Origin of the sequence: Photobacterium sp. GJ3 (assembly GCF_018199995.1) — a bacterium.
Classification (GTDB): Bacteria; Pseudomonadota; Gammaproteobacteria; order Enterobacterales; family Vibrionaceae; genus Photobacterium.
This window is the reverse complement of sequence record NZ_CP073578.1, coordinates 962,042-980,919: the sequence shown is the minus strand read 5'-3', so window position 1 is coordinate 980,919 and position 18,878 is coordinate 962,042. Positions and strand designations below refer to the sequence as shown.

19 protein-coding genes and 1 pseudogene are annotated in these 18,878 nt (G+C 49.6%); 5 read left to right on the top strand and 15 right to left on the bottom strand.

Features of this window, described 5'->3' with window-relative positions; translation table 11 throughout:
• Window positions 1-19 precede the first annotated feature (19 nt).
• Both mepM and znuA read right to left on the bottom strand, forming a co-directional pair.
• A complete protein-coding gene (mepM, locus tag KDD30_RS04425) occupies window positions 20-1,378 on the bottom strand; it encodes a murein DD-endopeptidase MepM (protein ID WP_211647573.1) in 1,359 nt (452 codons plus the stop codon).
• 2 nt (window positions 1,379-1,380) lie between these two features.
• Window positions 1,381-2,280 carry a zinc ABC transporter substrate-binding protein ZnuA gene (znuA, locus tag KDD30_RS04420; RefSeq protein ID WP_211647572.1) on the bottom strand — a complete coding sequence of 300 codons (900 nt, stop codon included), beginning with the start codon at window positions 2,278-2,280 and terminating at the stop codon, window positions 1,381-1,383.
• Window positions 2,281-2,366: 86 nt separating this feature from the next.
• Here znuA and znuC point away from each other — a divergent pair, with 86 nt between their 5' ends.
• On the top strand, window positions 2,367-3,146 hold the full coding sequence (gene znuC / locus KDD30_RS04415; protein WP_211647571.1) for a zinc ABC transporter ATP-binding protein ZnuC: 780 nt from the start codon (window positions 2,367-2,369) through the stop codon (window positions 3,144-3,146).
• Window positions 3,139-3,924: a zinc ABC transporter permease subunit ZnuB gene (gene znuB, locus KDD30_RS04410; protein ID WP_211647570.1), complete on the top strand. Its 786-nt coding sequence runs from the start codon at window positions 3,139-3,141 to the stop codon at window positions 3,922-3,924. Before znuC ends, znuB begins: the two co-directional genes overlap by 8 nt.
• Here the strand turns inward: znuB and KDD30_RS04405 are convergent.
• Both KDD30_RS04405 and KDD30_RS04400 read right to left on the bottom strand, forming a co-directional pair.
• Entirely contained in the window at window positions 3,921-4,241 is a 321-nt protein-coding gene (locus KDD30_RS04405) for a VF_A0006 family four-cysteine protein (RefSeq protein ID WP_211647569.1), read from the bottom strand. The genes znuB and KDD30_RS04405 overlap by 4 nt on opposite strands.
• A 122-nt stretch (window positions 4,242-4,363) precedes the next feature.
• Window positions 4,364-5,146: a TfoX/Sxy family DNA transformation protein gene (locus tag KDD30_RS04400; RefSeq protein WP_371826065.1), complete on the bottom strand. Its 783-nt coding sequence runs from the start codon at window positions 5,144-5,146 to the stop codon at window positions 4,364-4,366.
• A gap of 147 nt (window positions 5,147-5,293) precedes the next feature.
• Here KDD30_RS04400 and KDD30_RS04395 point away from each other — a divergent pair, with 147 nt between their 5' ends.
• The 3 genes from KDD30_RS04395 to KDD30_RS04385 all read left to right on the top strand — a co-directional run bounded on the left by KDD30_RS04395 (window position 5,294) and on the right by KDD30_RS04385 (window position 8,021).
• Window positions 5,294-5,896 carry an LON peptidase substrate-binding domain-containing protein gene (locus KDD30_RS04395; RefSeq protein ID WP_211647568.1) on the top strand — a complete coding sequence of 201 codons (603 nt, stop codon included), beginning with the start codon at window positions 5,294-5,296 and terminating at the stop codon, window positions 5,894-5,896.
• 95 nt (window positions 5,897-5,991) lie between these two features.
• The gene (locus KDD30_RS04390; protein ID WP_211647567.1) at window positions 5,992-6,915 is read left to right on the top strand and encodes an HDOD domain-containing protein; all 924 of its coding nucleotides are present in this window, start codon (window positions 5,992-5,994) and stop codon (window positions 6,913-6,915) included.
• A 206-nt stretch (window positions 6,916-7,121) separates the two neighbouring features.
• Window positions 7,122-8,021: a lysine exporter LysO family protein gene (locus KDD30_RS04385; RefSeq protein WP_211647566.1), complete on the top strand. Its 900-nt coding sequence runs from the start codon at window positions 7,122-7,124 to the stop codon at window positions 8,019-8,021.
• An 80-nt stretch (window positions 8,022-8,101) separates the two neighbouring features.
• Here KDD30_RS04385 and ptsG read toward each other — a convergent pair whose 3' ends face one another.
• The 11 genes and pseudogenes from ptsG to KDD30_RS04330 form a co-directional block, all read right to left on the bottom strand.
• On the bottom strand, window positions 8,102-9,532 hold the full coding sequence (gene ptsG / locus KDD30_RS04380; protein ID WP_211647565.1) for a PTS glucose transporter subunit IIBC: 1,431 nt from the start codon (window positions 9,530-9,532) through the stop codon (window positions 8,102-8,104).
• A gap of 457 nt (window positions 9,533-9,989) precedes the next feature.
• Window positions 9,990-10,766 carry a TatD family hydrolase gene (locus tag KDD30_RS04375; RefSeq protein WP_211647564.1) on the bottom strand — a complete coding sequence of 259 codons (777 nt, stop codon included), beginning with the start codon at window positions 10,764-10,766 and terminating at the stop codon, window positions 9,990-9,992.
• Window positions 10,767-10,854: 88 nt separating this feature from the next.
• Entirely contained in the window at window positions 10,855-11,817 is a 963-nt protein-coding gene (holB, locus tag KDD30_RS04370; protein WP_211647563.1) for a DNA polymerase III subunit delta', read from the bottom strand.
• Window positions 11,814-12,452, bottom strand: a complete 639-nt coding sequence (gene tmk, locus KDD30_RS04365; RefSeq protein ID WP_211647562.1) for a dTMP kinase — start codon at window positions 12,450-12,452, stop codon at window positions 11,814-11,816. The genes holB and tmk overlap by 4 nt, the downstream gene beginning before the upstream one ends.
• Window positions 12,452-13,462, bottom strand: a complete 1,011-nt coding sequence (gene mltG, locus KDD30_RS04360) for an endolytic transglycosylase MltG (RefSeq protein ID WP_211647561.1) — start codon at window positions 13,460-13,462, stop codon at window positions 12,452-12,454. Before mltG ends, tmk begins: the two co-directional genes overlap by 1 nt.
• Window positions 13,456-14,231: pseudogene (pabC, locus tag KDD30_RS04355) on the bottom strand (aminodeoxychorismate lyase). The gene mltG and the pseudogene pabC overlap by 7 nt, the downstream one beginning before the upstream one ends.
• A gap of 96 nt (window positions 14,232-14,327) precedes the next feature.
• Entirely contained in the window at window positions 14,328-15,566 is a 1,239-nt protein-coding gene (fabF, locus tag KDD30_RS04350; protein ID WP_211647560.1) for a beta-ketoacyl-ACP synthase II, read from the bottom strand.
• A gap of 88 nt (window positions 15,567-15,654) precedes the next feature.
• Complete coding sequence (acpP, locus tag KDD30_RS04345) at window positions 15,655-15,894, bottom strand: acyl carrier protein (RefSeq protein WP_211647559.1); 240 nt, start codon at window positions 15,892-15,894, stop codon at window positions 15,655-15,657.
• A 157-nt stretch (window positions 15,895-16,051) separates the two neighbouring features.
• Window positions 16,052-16,786, bottom strand: a complete 735-nt coding sequence (gene fabG / locus KDD30_RS04340; RefSeq protein ID WP_211647558.1) for a 3-oxoacyl-ACP reductase FabG — start codon at window positions 16,784-16,786, stop codon at window positions 16,052-16,054.
• Window positions 16,787-16,883: 97 nt separating this feature from the next.
• Complete coding sequence (fabD, locus tag KDD30_RS04335; RefSeq protein WP_211647557.1) at window positions 16,884-17,807, bottom strand: ACP S-malonyltransferase; 924 nt, start codon at window positions 17,805-17,807, stop codon at window positions 16,884-16,886.
• Window positions 17,808-17,921: 114 nt separating this feature from the next.
• On the bottom strand, window positions 17,922-18,878 hold the full coding sequence (locus tag KDD30_RS04330) for a beta-ketoacyl-ACP synthase III (protein WP_211647556.1): 957 nt from the start codon (window positions 18,876-18,878) through the stop codon (window positions 17,922-17,924).

Sequence of the window (18,878 nt, the reverse complement as noted above, 5' to 3'; positions counted from 1 at the left end):
TGGATGCGTTTTTGAGAGATTAGCCTGGCATAACAGCCAGCAGGTTCTGCCTTTCCCGGTTCGCCAGATTGCGGTAACCGGAGCGGGCTTTATTTGGTACAGGCTCTGCCTGAGGTAAAGGCACTTTCATTGCATTCACGGCCCGGTTGTATTTCAGCAATTCATAATGCAAATGCGGCCCGGTTGAACGACCGGTATTCCCACTCAGCGCAATTCTGTCGCCCATCCGCACTTTCTGTCCCTTTTTCACCAGGATTTTACTCAGGTGCAGATAACGGGTGGAATACTCACGGCCATGCTTGATCATGATGAAATTCCCGGCCAATGGGTGCTTCTGTGCTTTCACGACCACACCATCCCCGGTAGCCAGAACGGGGGTACCGATTGGCGTAGCAAAATCTGTCCCGTTATGCGGCGAAACCCGGTGGGTAATCGGATGCTTACGGTGCGGATCAAATGAAGAACTGATCCGGAAGCGTTTTTGGGTCGGGTAGCGGTTCAGCGCCCGGTTCAGGCTACGTCCGTCTTCATCGTAAAACTCGCCATCGTCGTAACGCATCGCAAACACTTCGTTCGAACCGTTCAGGTAATACAGTGCTTTCACTTCGCCCTGTCCGACAGCTTTGCCATCAATAAACTCACGTTCAAGCGTGATGGCAAAACGGTCGCCTTTTCGAGCATCTTTACCCAGGTCAAAACGCCATTGCAGGGCTTTCACCAGTGTCTGTATCTGCGTTGGAGATAAACCAGCAGCACGAGCTGACTGATAGAAACTTCCAGAAACCCGGCCTGTGAGACGCACTGGCTTAAATTCACCCGTTCGTTCTACTTCCTGATGGGTATATCCGGTCGGCGACAATACATAGGTGTCGGTAAACTTCGGGCTACGCTCAATGGAGAGTTCACTGATTCGCCCGTCTTCATCCAGAGACCATTCGATGGCCTGGCCGACACGCAAAAACTGAATGGACTTATCCACTTCAATCAGGCGATACATATCGGCAAGCGGCAAGGCATACTGTGTGAAAATTTCACCCAGCGTTTCCCCGGAAGCCACCCGGTGAACATGTGCAATATCCGTTGCCTGATCCAGCTGCTGTTCCAGCTCATCTTTCGGGATCTGGAAATCAGGATCTTCCGGATCAAGGACAACGCCCAGTGGTTCACTGTTCTGGTCAGACAGCGAGATCACGTCGTCAGTGACAATTTGTACTTCACGACGTGAATCCGAGTCAGTCCGGGAACCGTGAGACGGTGAATGAATATTGGGCTGCCATACAAAGGCAGCCGCCACTAAAAGTGATGTTGAAGCAAGCGCAATTCGGTGTTGACGGGGAAGCTGTGAAAACCGTCTGGCTGCAACCGTTAATATTTTCATTGTTATTTAAGACATTCAGTAAAACTGCGTCCAAGCTCTTGCAGAAACAGGACATATCCTCCCTGTTCCATCGCAATATCCGTTGCCATCGGATCCAGGGTGCCAATCGTTATATCACTACCATGAATAACACTGTTAATGACCGCAGGTGAGAACTGCGGTTCCCTGAAAATGCATTGAACCTGAGATTCCTTTAACGTTTTGCGAATTTGAATCAAAGTTTTCGCACCCGGACGGCGATCTGGTGAAACCGTAAAATGCCCCAGATTATTCAAACCGAACGTTTCTTCAAAGTAACCATACGCATCGTGAAATACGTAATAGCCTTTGTGTTGCAAAGGTTGTAATTGTTGCTTCAGTTTCAGTACAGTTTCATGGACACTGGTAGTGAACCGAGACAGGTTAGCCTCATATTGCGCACGATTCAACGGGTCAGCGTCAATCAATGCAGTGGTGATCACTTTTGCAGCCTCAATTGCCTGATCCGGACCCAGCCACAGGTGCGGATCTGTGCCGTGATGATGATGTCCATGTGCATCATGTTCCCCATGTTCTGCATGGGCTTCTTCATACTCTCGCAGTGTAATCTCGGATTGCGCCGTCAATGCAATCGCATTCTTTTTGTCTCCGAGCAGCTTGGTCAGAAACGATTCCAGCTCCGGACCGACCCAGATCACCAGATCAGCTTTGTTCACCTTCTCCACATCCGAAGGGCGCAATGCATAATCGTGGGGAGAGCTGCCAGCAGGTAATAAAGTTTCGCTGGTCCCGACATCTGCCACCAATTCCTGTACAATCAGGCTCAACGGATGCACTGTGGTCACAACATGCATTTCTTTGGCTGAAACGGTAAACGTCATCAAACATGCGATGGCACAACACCAGTTCCTTAAACGTGACATGATACAACCTTAAAAATATTCAATGAAAAGACAATTGAGAATGTTATAATATAACACCTCAAGATAGCAATGAGATTCATCCCTTTATGGCCACTGCAACGCCCGCCAAACCCTTGGTAGAACTTCAAAAGGTTACCGTGAATGCCGCCGGACGCCACATTTTGGATCAGGTCTCGCTTCAGTTAGAGCGAGGCCAGATCACGACACTGATTGGTCCGAATGGTGCTGGTAAGTCCACATTGGTAAAAGTGATCACCGGATTGCGCAAACCCACTTCAGGCCGTGTCCTGCGCGCCAAAGGGATTCGGATCGGCTATGTGCCACAAAAACTCCAGCTCAATAATGCGCTTCCGATGACCGTCGACCGCTTTATGGCTCTGGCTGGCCGCTACAGTGCTCCGCAGCGGCTGGATGCACTGACGCTTGCCGGAAGCGCTCATCTGATTCACAGCGACATGCACAGCCTCTCCGGCGGCGAAATGCAGCGTGTGCTGCTCTCCCGTGCGCTGCTTCAAAATCCGGATCTGCTGGTTTTGGATGAACCAGTTCAGGGCGTTGATGTGAACGGACAACTTGAGCTGTACAGCCTGATTCAATCCCTGCGAGACACGCTGGACTGTGCGATTTTGATGGTATCGCACGATTTACACCTGGTGATGGCGAAAACCGACCATGTCATTTGCCTGCAGCACCATGTGTGTTGTTCTGGAGAGCCGGAATCCATCACCAGCCACCCGTCCTATGTTGCCCTGTTTGGTCGTCAGCAGAGTGAGCAACTGGCACTGTATCACCATGATCACAATCACGAACACAATCTGGGCGGCAGTCCGGTTGGTCCATGTCAACACGGAAACCACGATGCTTGAATTTATGTTACCTGCCTTTGCCGCAGGGATTGGCATTTCGATGCTGGCCGGACCTTTGGGCTCTTTTGTGGTATGGCGAAAAATGGCCTATTTTGGCGATACGCTTTCCCATGCCTCACTGCTTGGGATCGCGCTTGGCTTTTTGTTCAACATCAACCTGAATCTGGCCCTGATGATTTGCTGCCTGACTTTGGCGGTCATTCTGGTCAGCTTGCAAAAACAACGCGTGATCGCCACAGATACCTTACTGGGTATCCTTGCGCACAGTGCTTTATCTCTGGGTCTGGTCGCAATCAGCTTTATGGATCATATTCGCATTGATCTGATGGCGTACCTGTTCGGAGATCTGCTGGCTGTATCAACAGAAGATCTGATTTGGATTTACGGGGGTGGCGCACTGGTACTGGGTCTGCTCATTGCACTGTGGCGCCCACTGCTGTCGATGACCATCAACGAGGATCTGGCACAGGTCGAAGGCGTGAATGTTGAGCTGATGCGATTATTGCTGATGCTGATGGTCGGCATGGTGATCGCCGTCGCGATGAAATTTGTCGGCGCAATCATTATCACTTCATTGCTGATCATTCCGCCGGCAACGGCACGACGCTTTTCCAGAAGCCCCGAGAGCATGGCAGTCCTTGCCACTGTGATTGGCTGTATTTCTGTGTTTCTCGGTCTGTCAATGTCCTGGCATTACGACACCCCGGCAGGTCCCTCCGTAGTCGTCTCAGCAGCGTTCTTATTCTTGCTGAGCCAAATGAAGCGCTCGGAAGCCTAACGTAAAAAAGAGCGGTGTTTGTCCTGGCAGGCCTGCTTGATACTCAGCGTAGCCTCAAGCCTGCTTGACTGAGACATAAAGTCAAGCAGGCACTGGTAATACGCTTTATCTTTATCCGTCAGCAAAATGTTATCCAGATATAATTCCCGGCAGGCATTCAGTAGCCAGGTAATGGCTGCCGGTTCTTCAGCCGGAGACACATATTGCAGGACACACTCATTGTATTGCTGCCGCTCGTCTTCAAAGCTCACAGCCATAGCCTGCATCTGGATCAAACCGAAACAAAGCCATCCAACACCTGTGAGAAACTTCATCATGCATTCCCGAACGTCCCCTTCAACTAAGCATAGCTGAAGGGGATCCCTGTTTTGACATGCATGAAAAAACCGGGCGCAACAAGCACCCGGTTTTTCGGTTTCAGTGTCTGAGACTGCAATGTTTAATACATGCTTTCACTGGCCCGTGCTTCGGAATCCGACTGAAATGAAAAGAACGGCTTTCTCTGCTCTAACTGTAGCAGCAGCTCTTCTTTCAGAGAAGGATCCAGCAGTGTCCAGTGGCAGCCTTCAACAGCACCTGCAAACATCCACAATAACTTCTGATCGACATTCTTGCCCTGCGACTGTTTCACCATCAGATACGATTCCACAGCACCCATCTGATAAAAACTGTCCACATCGGCAATGCCTGCTTTCTTCATCATTCGCTCAAGCGTCAGCCTGAGGTTGGGCAAATCACGTAACCGTCGGTTTCGTGCAGCGCCCTTCATGACCTTTTCTTTCAATGCAATTGCAATAGAGCTTTGCACCAAGTCCGCACAAAGTGCAGGCTGTGAAGCATAAACAGACGTAATGTCGTAATAATTCACGATTGCCACGGTACTTCGTTTTACGTGCTTAAATTTTCGGCATCCTAATTCAAGCAGCTGGTGATCTAATTTTTCACCACCGCGAATGTAGAACTTGCCATTTGACAACAGAGCGTACATCGCTCCCTGAACGAAGATACCAGTTCCGCCAAACATAGAACGTTGTTCATTTGGTACAAAGGTATCCAGGTAATCAATGAATGTTTCTTTAATGAGTGACACAGCATTATTCCCAAAATTATTCTTCGTTATCGATTTAAAACCAACGCCAACTATCATATGCAACCATGGCACAGGGAAATTATAAATTCCACATATGAAACAATGCACAAACAAAAGTGTGATATTTCGCATGTTATCTTGCAATCAGGGGTGTAAGCTCAACCTTGCTGTAGAATTTATCAACAAGCAATACGAGGGTGGAACCCGTCATTTTACGCTACACAAGATCGTGCTCTCCGGTCAGAGCGACTAAGGTTAAGGAAGAACAAGGGGGAAAATATGCCTGAAATTGCTTTGCTTCCATCGGTAAATCATGTCTTGCCCGATGGAAAGCTCGAAATCACCATTGCCGAACAACGTTATCAGAGAATGCTGAAGGAATCCGTTGAAGGATTGCGTGATTTCGCATTGTGCATGCGAAGCGATGAAGAGGATGGTGACGAGAACATTACCCGCATTCCTGCCATTGCAACTCAGGTCAGCGTGGTAGATTTTAATGCATTAGAGAGTGGCCTGCTGAGCATCATTGTAGAAGGGAAAAGAAAAATCAGAATCTTATCGGTCAAACGCGAAACAGATGATCTGCTCACGGCGGATTATCTTCCTTTTCGGGCATGGCCACCTATCCCATTAGCCAACAAACATGAGTGTCTGGTTGAGAAGCTCAAACTGTTTTTCGCCAGCATGCCTGAAATTGGTGCGCTCTATCAGCACGGGGAATTTGATAACCTCAGTTGGGTCTGTCAGCGCTGGATTGAATGTCTGCCACTGGAAGTTCATTATAAACAATTGCTTATTGCTCAGGATTCTCCATCGCTGACTGCTCGATTCTTGCTCAAGTTATTAGATAATCAACAATTATTTGATGATGATATCAACTAATCCTTACTTTGTTCTCAAAAATCACCTCACTTAGTGTACTCAACTCATCTGACCAAGATAAAATAATTACAAATCTCTTATGTTATAAATCCCTCATGTCGCATGTATCTTTTTTCTGGTTAAAACCCGAAAACGACAAATTTTTGACAGGCTTACAGTCGGAATTTCACGCTCTTGTGAAAAATGCCATCAAGACCAACCGTCTGAAGCTCCCGCCGATCCCCGATGTTCTGGTTGAACTTCAGGCACTGTGTAATCGGGAAGATTCGACGATCCGTGATGCAGCCAACGTCTTGCTGAATGATCCAGGAATGGCCGCCACGGTGATCAAAACATCCAATACCATGATGTTTAACCGCAGAAATATTGTTTGTCATGATATTCAAACCGCCGTCAGCAGGCTGGGTATTCTCCGCGTCAGAGATATCATCACGGCCAAAGCGGTTCTGGATATCAAGCTCAACAGTAGCTTCGACTATGAATGCAAAACGCTGCTGTTAAAAAGCGCAGCACAATCCCGACGATTGGCTGGCTCAATGGCGCTGATCACACAACATTTGCTGTGCCACCGGCCTGAATTAAAAATCGAGCCGGAAAAAGCACTCCTTTCCGGTTTGTTTGCCGATATTGGTCTTTTTAGTCTGATCCATGAATACCAGCATTATTTAGATCACGGGAATTTCCTCGATATCTCGTTTGCTAAATATGTTTTCGAACATTGCTGTAATAAAGCCAGTTTAGATATTCTCAAGCATTGGGGATTTGATCAGGATTATCTGGAAGTCGCCTGCAACAAACGTATTTTTCCGGACTATAAAAAAGAAGATGACATCACTTATTTAGATGTCGCACGCATGGCGAATCACTTGCTGCTATTTAAAGAAGATGATGACGCGATTGAAGAGCATGAAGTTGAACTGGATCTGGCTGGCGCTGAAGTCATGTATGACCTGACAAATCTGCCAGACACAGAATTTAACCGACAAATCAATCATGTGCTGCTTGCCAGTGGATTTTAATCGGCAACCCTGAATCTCCAGCGACAATCTCTGCCTGTCTGCGCTGTGTACAAACAGCGCTCTATTGACCATTCATTAAACAGCCTGATAAGCTTCCGGATGCATGAACAGCCGTGTATACCACTGTGCCATCAAACGGACTCGCATCGGCCGTATTGCACCCTTTTCCATGCAACCCGCACACCCACATCTTTGTAAGGATACTCATGTTTTCAGGAATGTTATTTATTTTCTTTCCCCTCATTATCGGCTATCTGATTCCAGTCAAAAAAGAGTCCGTGCTTGCCTTTATCAATGCGCAAACCTCCCGGCTGGTTCTGGTCATTCTGGCACTGATGGGACTCAGCCTGGCCGGACTGGACAATCTGGGAGAAAATCTCAGCCAGATATTACTGTATACCCTCACCTTTTTTTTCTGTATCAGTGTGTGCAATCTGCTGGTACTTCCCTTACTGGACAAGGGCTTTCCGCTGACAACTCAACACGGTCATCAGCAACTTCCCAAGGCAAAAATGCTGCTCGAATCGGTCAAGCTGATTCTGGTCGTGGCTGCCGGGCTTCTGGCTGGCCTGCTGCTGAACATGGATCTGAGCTGGGTTGATCAGGCCAGTGAGATCATATTATTGGTTCTGCTGTTTTTAATTGGCATCCAGTTGAGAAACAGCGGCATGACTCTCAAGCAAATCCTGCTCAATCGTCAGGGCATGATGATTGCGTTGGTGATGATCACAACATCCCTGATCGGTGGACTGATTGCTGCCTGGATGCTGAATATCCCTGTCACTCACGGATTGGCAATGGCGTCTGGATTTGGCTGGTATTCACTGGCGGGGATATTAATGGGAGACGGACTTGGGCCAGTCTATGGCGGTGCTGCTTTTCTCAATGAACTCATGCGTGAACTCATTGCATTAACCATGATTCCCGCACTGATTTCCCGCTATCCAAATACGGCAATTGGGTATGCTGGTGCAACAGCGATGGACTTTACGCTGCCTGTCATCCAAAACTGTGGCGGAATCCGCTGCGTTCCGATTGCCATCGTCAGTGGATTTATTCTGAGTTTACTGGTGCCCGTGCTGATGCTGTTCTTTCTGTCGCTCTAAAGTTTCCCTCGTAACATTTCATGCAATGAAAAAAGCCTGGCAAGAGCCAGGCTTTCAACAGATTGGATTTCAGTTTCGGATTACGCGTTGTTGCGAATCCACTCGTCCATTTCTGTGCGCAGGTTATCCGATTTGGTTCCGAAAATCGCCTGTACACCACCTGAGACAACCACCACACCGGCTGCACCCAAGCGCTTGAGTTTGTCCTGATCGACAATGGCCGTGTCTGCAACACTCACACGCAAACGTGTAATACATGCATCCAGGTTTGTGATATTGGCTTTGCCACCAAAGGCTTCCACCAGTTCACCCGCCAGGTCGGAACCGCCCACTGTCGCCGTTTCCGCTGATTCTTCTTCACGGCCAGGGGTTTTCAGATCCAGCGCACGAATAACGAAGGTGAAGACCACGTAGTACAGCACTGCGTAACCCAGACCCAACACCACCAGCAGCCACACATTATCAGCACGAGGCATCTGTACAATGAAATCGATGAAACCATTCGAGAACGTATGGCCATGAACCACACCCAGTGCGTTGGTCAGCACATATGCCAGACCCGCCAGCAGCGCGTGAATACCATATAGTACCGGGGCGATGAACAGGAATGAGAACTCAATCGGTTCGGTAATCCCGGTCAGGAAAGATGTCAGGGCAGCAGAAGCCATGATTCCCATCACTTTGGCACGGTTTTCCGGTTTCGCACAATGCGCAATAGCAAAGGCTGCTGCTGGCAGACCAAACATCTTGAACAGGTAACCACCTGCCAGCTGGCCGAAGCCATTTCCTGCTGCACGCGATGCGTCATCAGCGGTCAGGAAACAAGTCATGATACCGCGAACCGCTTCACCGTCACCATTCACACACTGACCCGCTTCATAGAAGAAGGGAACATTCCAGATATGGTGCAGACCAAAAGGAATCAGAGAGCGTTCAACCACACCGTAAATACCGAATGCCATCACTGGATTTTGGTTAGCAGCCCAGTCAGAGAAAGTCGCAATTGCGTGTCCGATGGGTGGCCAGATAAATGACAGAATGACACCCAACGCAATCGACAGGAAACCGGTAATGATTGGCACGGCGCGTTTGCCGGCAAAGAAACCAAGATATTCAGGCAACTGAATTTTAAAGAAACGATTAAAGGCCCAGGCAGCGACACCACCCGCCAGAATACCGCCCAGAACACCGGTGTCGATTTTATCAACACCCATCACGTCAGCCATCACTTTCAGCGTGGCAACCATGATGCCGTAACCCACGATGGCCGACAGACCTGCGACACCATCATTTTTGGTAAAGCCCAGCGCAACACCTACCGCAAACAGCAGTGCCATTTGACCGAAAACTGATCCACCTGCCTGCTCCATCAGGTGAGAAACGACTTCTGGCAACCAGCTGAAATTAGCCGCCCCTACACCTAACAGAATACCTGCTACCGGCAGAACCGATACAGGCAGCATCAGCGCCTTACCGACTTTCTGCAGGTTAGCAAAAAAGTTCTTAAACATATTGTGCTCCTGAGTGAGATGTTTACTACGTATTCAGTGGTTACCAGCGACCTACCCCCGTAGTCATAATGCTAGCACCACTCGTTTTTATTGTTCGGCATAAGTATAAAATGCGGCGCCAAATATAACGTGACAGTTATCAAGAATACCAACGGATCGTGAAAGTAAATTTCACTTTGACGGATGGATCACAGTCAGGAGAAAGTAAGGAATACAGCGATTTTCAGATGATTTCCCTTTAAAATCATATAGATAACATAAAACCCACCCACAGCAAACCAATGTAATTATATTTCAATTTTGTAACCCTTGTTTCTTCATGTAACGAAACAACATTTAATGTATTTAGCACTTTATTGCGGCGGCAAAGAGGAATGAAGGCTTTAAATTCAAATATAAAAGTAAGGCATAAACGAAAGGCGTAAAAAAAGGAGCTTTCGCTCCTTTTCTCTGAGGTTCATTGTTTTGCGTGCGAAAAAAGTCTGAAGAAGTTTTCGGTTGAAACTCTGGCAACTTCCTCTCCGGAAACGCCTTTCAGCAAACCAATATAGTCCGCCACTTCTTTTACATAAGCGGGCTGATTTTCTTTGCCGCGATAAGGGACTGGCGCCAGATACGGTGAATCCGTCTCCACCAGTAAGCGTTCCAGCGGCAAACGGCTGACCACATCTTTCAGCTCAGCGGCTTTGTTAAAAGTGACAATACCAGAAATAGAAATGTAAAAGCCCAGTTCCATGGCGGCTTCTGCCATCTCCAGACTTTCGGTAAAGCAGTGCAGTACACCACCGCAACGCTCTGCTCCTTCTTCTTTCAGAATCTGAATCGTATCTTCCCGCGCCATCCGGGTATGAATAATCAGCGGCTTATTTAATTCAACGGCCAGACGAATATGCTGACGGAAAATCTCCTGCTGCTGTTCAGCCAGTTCCGGCTGATAATGATAATCCAGACCGGTTTCACCAATCGCAACCACTTTGTCGTTGCTGGCGTATTCCTTCAGCTTGTCGTAATCAAAACCAGCCTCAATATCTAACGGATGCACACCACAAGACGCAAACACATGATTGAATGGTGCAATCATGTCCATCATGGTCGGAAAACTTTTCAGTGTGACACCAACGGACAGAAAATGAGTGACGCCGCGTGCTTCCGCTTTCGCCAGCACATCCGCGACATCCGTATGCAGCTCGTTATAATTGAGTTTGTCGAGGTGGCAATGTGAATCTACTAACACCTGAATATCCTCTCAATGTTTCGGTGTATTGACATCCACCGCCGAGTGGCACTGCAGACTCTGGCAGACAGGCCATCGGAGGGATGAATTATGGTGCCGGGATAAAACCCGACAGCCAGTCAGTCATCAGCAGCTCATGATTCAGACCTGAATGCGATTCCAGTTCTCGGATTAACGCATTCAACGCCTGGATCTGCTGCAATAAAGTTTGCTGATTCACTTGCGTGGCAACCTGCTGTACCAGCACGGCAGATTCAGCATGAATCAGATAATTGACAGCGCCCTGATGGACTTTCAGACAGTCGACCAAAAAGTAGCTCAGCCACCGCAGACTCAGCAGCCCATCCTTCATACAGGCTTCAGCCACGCTGAACAACCCCGTATGCGGCGGGGTCAGGAACTGGTGCAACCCTTCCAGCAAATGCTGATGCCGAATGTTCTGCCCCTGTTCAATAAAGTTTAGAACCGCCAGCGGTGCACAACCGTTCAGCCGAACATCTTCCCACTTGATTGATTGCATGAGCTGGCTTTCCACCCAGCGTTTTACATCTTGCTCTGACGGAATTTGCAACCGCCATTTATTACAGCGACTGTTGATGGTGGGTAACAACCGATCCAACTCAGACGTGGTGAGAATAAACTGGCAGTTTGCCGGCGGCTCTTCCAGAGTTTTCAGCAATGCATTGGCTGCAGCCTCACCCATGGATTCAGCCTGCTCAATCACCACCACGCGCTTCCCACCTAACTGCGACGTTTCCCACGCCCAGTGATTACATTGCCGGATGGCATCAATGCTAATCGATTTCCCTTCCAGAGGCCGGATAACATGACAATCCGGATGGGTTTCGGCAGTAAACAACTTGCAACTGTGGCATAAACCGCAAGATTCAGTCACGCCATTCTGGCATAACACTGTTTGGGCCAGCTGCCGAACCAGCGCCTCACGACCAAAACCCGCCGGTGACACAAGTAACATGGCATGATGCATCCGCTCCTGAGACAGCAATTGTTGCCATTGCTGCCAAAGCGTTGTCAGCCAGGGATAACTCATCTGGTCTCCTGCTGCGCCAGCCAGTGCTTCAGCTGTTCCTGAATCTCGGTGGTGACCGCTTCAAGGCTTTGCGATGCATCCACGATGATCACTTTGGGCTGATTTTGCGACAAGGCCAGAAAGCGCGCTCGGGTTCGCTCAAAAAAGGAGAGATCCATTTTTTCTATCCGGTCCAGTGCACCGCGACCACGGGCTCGCTGCAGCCCAAGTGCCGGGTCGATATCCATATAAATAGTCAGATCCGGTTCGAAATCCCCCAGCACCATGGTTTTGATATCGGCCATGAGCTGCGTATCAAAGCCACGACCGCCCCCCTGATACGCCTGAGAAGACATGTCATGCCGATCGCCCACAATCCACTTTCCCGCCTTGAGTGCAGGTTGAATAACATGCTCCACCAACTGGCTGCGCGCGGCATACAGCAGCAACAATTCAGCCATATCCGTGAGCGGTTCATCCGGGTGGCCTTCTTTCACCAGCGTACGCATCTGCTCCGCCAGCGGCGTACCGCCCGGCTCACGCGTCGATTCAATGCCTTGGATCCCTTGTTCCGTCAGAATCTTAATAACCGTTGCAATGGCAGTGCTCTTCCCGGCACCCTCCAGGCCTTCAATGACGATAAATTTTCCGTTCATTATTGTTTGAGTATCTTTAAATATTGACGAACAGCGCGATTGTGTTCGCTCAGGGTTTTCGAAAAAGTATGACCGCCTTTACCGTCAGCCACGAAATAGTAATAGTTGGTTTGCGCCGGTTTTACCGCCGCCAGAACAGAAGCAGCACTTGGCATCGCAATCGGTGTCGGCGGCAGACCAAAAATCGTATAGGTGTTGTATGGCGTCGGCGTCCGCAAGTCCTTCCGGCGAATATTGCCGTCAAACTTATCTCCCATGCCATAAATCACCGTGGGATCCGTTTGGAGCCGCATCCCTTTATGCAGACGGTTCATAAATACAGAAGACACTTTGGCACGTTCTTCATCGACGGCCGTTTCTTTCTCGATGATCGATGCCATGATCAACACTTCATAAGGGTTTTTCAGCGGGATCGACGCATCCCGGTCTTCCCAGGCAGAACCCAGTAATTGGGTCATATGGCCATAAGCGCGCTTCAGCAACGCCAGATCTGAGGTGCCGGCAGTGTAATGGTAAGTCTCGGGTAACAGATAGCCTTCCAGCTTATCCACATCAGCCCCAATCGCTTTGGCAATGTCGGCTTCAGTCATCTGCGCCGTCTCATGTTTCAGCATCGGCGCATTTTCCAGCTCATTCAGCCAGTCGGTAAACCGATCGCCTTCAAGCAGTGTGATCGAGAATTGATATTCCTTACCAGATGCAACGGTAACCAATACATCCCGTAGCGTCCGGGCCTGTTCGATGGAGTAAGTGCCCGCTTTGATTCGCGCCAGAGTCGGGTCAATTCGGCCAACCCAACGTGTCCAGGGCGATTCAGCAATCACCCCCATTTGAGTCAACTGGTAGATCAGCCCCCGAAACGTTGTTCCCGGTCTGACCGTCAGATACGGTTCTTCTAACTGAGCGACGGGCTGATCAATACTGGCTTTTACCTGCAGATATGCCCAGCCCACACCACCTGCCAGAATTGCTCCCAGCAGAACGAACACCAATGCCAACTTTTTTAGCACGAGTACAACCTCTTCGTTATCGCTTCTAACGCACGCCGTTCTTGGTACGTTTTATGTTGAATTTTCGTCACGGGCACCAAAGCCATGAGCGCATTAGTAATAAAGACTTCATCTGCGCAAAGCAAGTCATCCAGTGTGCTTTTCACATACACCAGACAAAACCCCTGTGCAGCGGCCAGTTCACAAACATGTGCCCGCATCAAGCCATGGACACCAGCCAGACTGAGCTCGGGGTATACAGCGTATTTCCTTTTCGCCAGAAAATGTTCGAAGCGCAGGTTTCCGCTACATCACCATTCGCATCCAGGACCACGGCATCCAGCCAGCCATTTGCATCAATTTCCTGCTTGAGCAGCACCTGTTCAAGTCGATTCGCATGCTTCAGGCCAGCCAGCATCGGAGACAAGCCAAGCCGCTGATGGCAAACACCCAGCTCGATGCCTTCTTGCTGCCATTGAGCATAATGCGCAGGCCAGGGAAAATCGGACACCACAACCTGAGTGTCCTGACATCCGGCCGGACTATAACCCCGACCACCAGCGCCACGACTGACGAATACCTTAATCACACCTTTGTGCGGGTATCCTTGTGCCACAGACATGACTGTCTCTGTTATGTGCGACCACTCGGGCGCAGCAATGTTCAGCTTTTGTAGCGTCAGCTTCAGCCGGGTTAAATGTTGTGACCAAAGCCTCGGGGCACCCTGCTCGACCAGAATCGTGGTAAAACAGCCATCCCCATATTGGAAAGCCCGATCAGCGACGCTCATTTTGTCGGCTTCAACACCGTTGATCCACACCATCGGATACCCCATAAAAAAACGGCCCGGTCATTCAACCGGGCCGTTCAGCATAACAGATTTGACTTAGATTTTCTTGAACAGAAGCGAACCGTTTGTACCGCCAAAACCGAAGGAGTTACACAGGGCATACTCCATCTTCACTTGGCGAGCTTCGCCCGGCACGTAGTCCAGGTCACAACCTTCGTCTGGATTCTCCAGGTTGATTGTTGGCGGTACCGCCTGATCAACCAGAGACATCACAGTAATAATTGATTCAACAGAACCCGCAGCACCCAACAGGTGACCTGTCATCGACTTGGTTGAAGAAACCAGCACATTGTTGACTGCATCACCCAGCGCGCGCTTAATGCCCAGTGTTTCAGCGACATCACCAGCAGGCGTTGAAGTGCCGTGAGCATTCACGTAGCCCAATTGATCAGGACGGATGCCAGCATCGCGAATCGCAGCTTCCATCGCCAGAGCACCACCTGAACCATCCGCGCTTGGGGACGTCATGTGATAAGCATCGCCACTCATACCAAAGCCGACCAGTTCCGCATAGATTTTCGCACCGCGCGCTTTGGCGTGCTCATACTCTTCCAGAACCATCATACCGGCGCCATCGCCCAGTACGAAACCGTCACGCTCTTTGTCCCAAGGACGAGATGCGCCCTGAGGATCATCGTTACGGGTAGACAGTGCCTTCGCTGCAGCGAAACCACCCATACCCAGTGGCGTTGATGCTTTCTCTGCACCACCGGCCAGCATCATCTCTGCATCGCCGTATGCAATCATACGTGCAGCATGACCAATGTTATGCAAGCCAGTCGTACAGGCTGTAGAAATTGCAATATTCGGACCGCGAAGACCGTACATAATCGACAAGTGACCTGCGATCATATTCACGATCGTGGACGGCACGAAGAATGGGCTAATTTTGCGCGGACCTTTTTCCAGCATTGCCTGGTGATTCTGCTCAATCAGACCCAGACCACCAATACCAGAACCAATCGCCACACCAAAACGGCTAGCGTTACCTTCGCTGACTTCAATACCAGAGTCTTTCAGCGCCTGAATACCAGCGGCCACGCCGTACTGGATGAACAGGTCCATTTTACGGGCATCTTTTTTGGACATGTAGTCTTCGCAATTGAAGTCTTTGACCATACCTGCAAAACGGGTTGCAAAATCAGTCGTATCGAAGTGCTCAATATTGCTGATACCACTCTGGCCAGCCAGTAAGGCTTTCCATGAAGATTCGACAGTATTGCCAACTGGTGACAGCATACCCATACCAGTTACAACTACGCGACGCTTTGACACGATTTATATCTCCGGGAATGAAGGATTAACTTGAATGCTTAAATGAAATCAGGCGGTCATGGAGACCGCCTGGAAGTGTTCTTGAGAATTACTCAGCAGAAGCGCTCAGAACGTAGTTGATCGCTGCCTGAACTGTTGTGATTTTCTCAGCTTCTTCGTCTGGAATTTCTGTGTCGAATTCTTCTTCCAGAGCCATTACCAGCTCAACAGTATCCAGAGAGTCAGCACCCAGATCGTCAACAAAAGAAGCTTCGTTCTTTACTTCAGACTCATCTACGCCCAGCTGCTCAACGATGATTTTTTTTACGCGTTCTTCGATGTTGCTCATACTAATCTATTTCCTTAAACAAGAGTTCGCTTTTGCGATTTGCTGTAGTTTATTCATTACTGTAAAAGTTGCAACACTAAGGGTGCTGGTCAAACCACGATTCCGCGTGAAATCTATCTGAGTTTGACTTGCATCCAAAAAGATTTCAACTTTTTGCTTAAATCATGTACATGCCGCCGTTCACATGCAGCGTTTCGCCGGTTACGTAACCAGCATCGTCAGAAGCTAAAAATGCAACTGCTGCTGCAATTTCACGCGGCTCACCCAAGCGACCTGCCGGAACAGCAGACAGCGTGGAGGCACGTTGATCGTCATTCAGCGCTTTGGTCATATCAGTTTCGATGAAACCAGGCGCCACTGCATTCACAGTAATTCCGCGAGAGGCCACTTCGCGGGCCATCGATTTGGTGAAACCAATCAGGCCTGCTTTGGCTGCAGAATAGTTGGTCTGTCCTGCATTTCCCATGGTTCCCACCACAGAACCAATGCTGATAATACGACCATAACGTTTTTTCATCATTGACCGTAGCACAGCTTTCGACAGACGGAAAATTGAGGTCAGGTTGGTGTCAATAATGTCCTGCCACTCGTCATCTTTCATCCGCATCAGCAGGTTGTCACGTGTGATGCCAGCGTTGTTCACCAGAATATCAACTTCACCGAATTCGTCTTTGATCTGCTTCAGGACGGCTTCAATTGACTCAGGAGAAGTCACATTCAATGCCAGACCTTTACCGTGCTCGCCCAGATAAGCGCTGATCGCTTCTGCACCGCTTTCTGAAGTTGCTGTACCAATTACAGTCGCACCGCGTTCAACCAGAATTTCGGCAATTGCACGACCAATACCACGGCTTGCACCTGTTACCAGAGCAACTTTACCTTGCAGGCTCATGTTTATTCCTCTTTATATAGCACTGTCTTAGTTTGACAGGCTGATGAAAAATTTCTCCGTGGCGTGATTCTTATTCTGTGCCACGGAAAAATATGAATTACTTCGCAGCCGCCAGGCTTGCAGAATCGTTCACGGCAGCACCGTTGAGTGACTTCACAATCCGCTTGGTCAGACCCGTCAGGACTTTACCCGGACCGACTTCCAGCAGTAGCTCAACACCTTCCGCAGCCATCCGCTCAACAGATTCGGTCCAGCGAACCGGGCCATACAACTGCTTGACCAGCGCCAGCTTAATCGCAGCCGGATCGGTTTCAGTCGCGACATCTGCATTGTTAATCATTGGAATTGCCGGTGTGTTAAATGCAACGGATTCCAGTGCTTGCGCCAGTTTCTCGGCTGCAGGCTTCATCAGTTCACAGTGAGAAGGCACAGAAACAGGCAGCGGCAGTGCACGCTTGGCACCAGCGGCCTTACACAGCTCATTGGCACGCTCAACCGCAGCTTTGTGGCCCGCAATCACCACCTGACCCGGTGAGTTGAAGTTCACCGGAGCAACCACTTCGCCCTGCGCCGCTTCTTCACAAGCTGTTGCGATGGCGTCGTTTTCCAGACCAATAATGGCTGACATGGCACCCACACCCGCTGGTACAGCTTCCTGCATCAGTTGACCACGCAGCTCAACCAGCTTCACGGCATCTTTAAAATCCAGAACACCTGCACAGACCAGTGCAGAATATTCACCCAGGCTGTGACCTGCCAGGACTGCTGGCTGTGCACCGCCTTCAGCCTGCCACACACGCCAGATCGCTACAGATGCAGTCAGCAGTGCAGGTTGAGTACGGTGTGTTTCATTCAATGCTTCAGCAGGTCCGTTCTGAACCAGTGCCCACAGGTCGTAACCCAGAACTTCAGATGCTTCGGCAAACGTTTGCTGGACGCTTTCATATTGTTCGGCCAGCTCTGCCAGCATACCGACAGCCTGAGAACCCTGCCCAGGAAAAACAATCGCGAACTTAGACATTCAGAAATCCTTCTACAAAGAGAAATGGCATCAAAGATGCCATCATTGTTGCGGCTGCGGGACCGACATGGATACGTGCGTCCCGTGCCACAGTATTAAAATTATGCATTTCAATCAGAATTTGACTAATGCCGAACCCCAGGTGAAACCACCACCAAAGGCTTCCAGCAATAGCATCTGTCCTCGCTGAATCCGGCCATCACGCACAGCTTCATCCAGTGCAGCAGGGACAGTCGCGGCTGAGGTATTGCCTTGTTTATCCAGCGTCACCACAACCTGATCCATCGACATCGACAGCTTTTTGGCCGTCGCTGTAATAATTCTTAAATTTGCCTGGTGTGGTACCAGCCAGTCCAACTCAGATTTATCCATATTGTTGGCAGCTAAGGTATCTTTCACCAGATTAGACAGCTGTGTCACCGCCACCTTGAAGACTTCGTTACCCGCCATATAGAGCCACTTGTCACTGTCAAAGCTTTCACCATGCTCAGGCACGGCAAGGCTCAGCAAGCCGCCAAAATGGCCGTCAGCATGCAGATGGGTCGAAATGATACCGGCTTCTTCGCTGGCACCCAGAACTACGGCACCTGCACCGTCGCCAAACAAAATGATCGTTGAACGATCATCCGGGTCACACTTGTGTGACAGGGCATCTGCGCCAATCACCAGCACATGTTTCGCCATACCGGTTTTAATGTGCTGATCGGCAACGCTCAAGGCATACACGAATCCAGAGCATGCTGCTGCCAGATCAAACGCCGGACAACCTTTCACACCCAGCATGCCCTGCACCTGACAGGCCGCAGAAGGAAACGCATGACTGGCTGAGGTTGTGGCCACAATAATCAGATCAATGTCATCGGCTGAAACACCGGCCATTTCCATGGCACGGGCGGATGCATGGTAGCCCATGACTGCGACCGTCTCTTCTTCAGAGGCAATTCGGCGCTCACGGATACCTGTACGGGCAACAATCCACTCGTCACTGGTATCCACCATTTTTTCCAGATCCGCATTGGTGCGAACCTGTTGTGGCAGGTAGCTGCCTGTACCTAAAATTCTGCTATACAT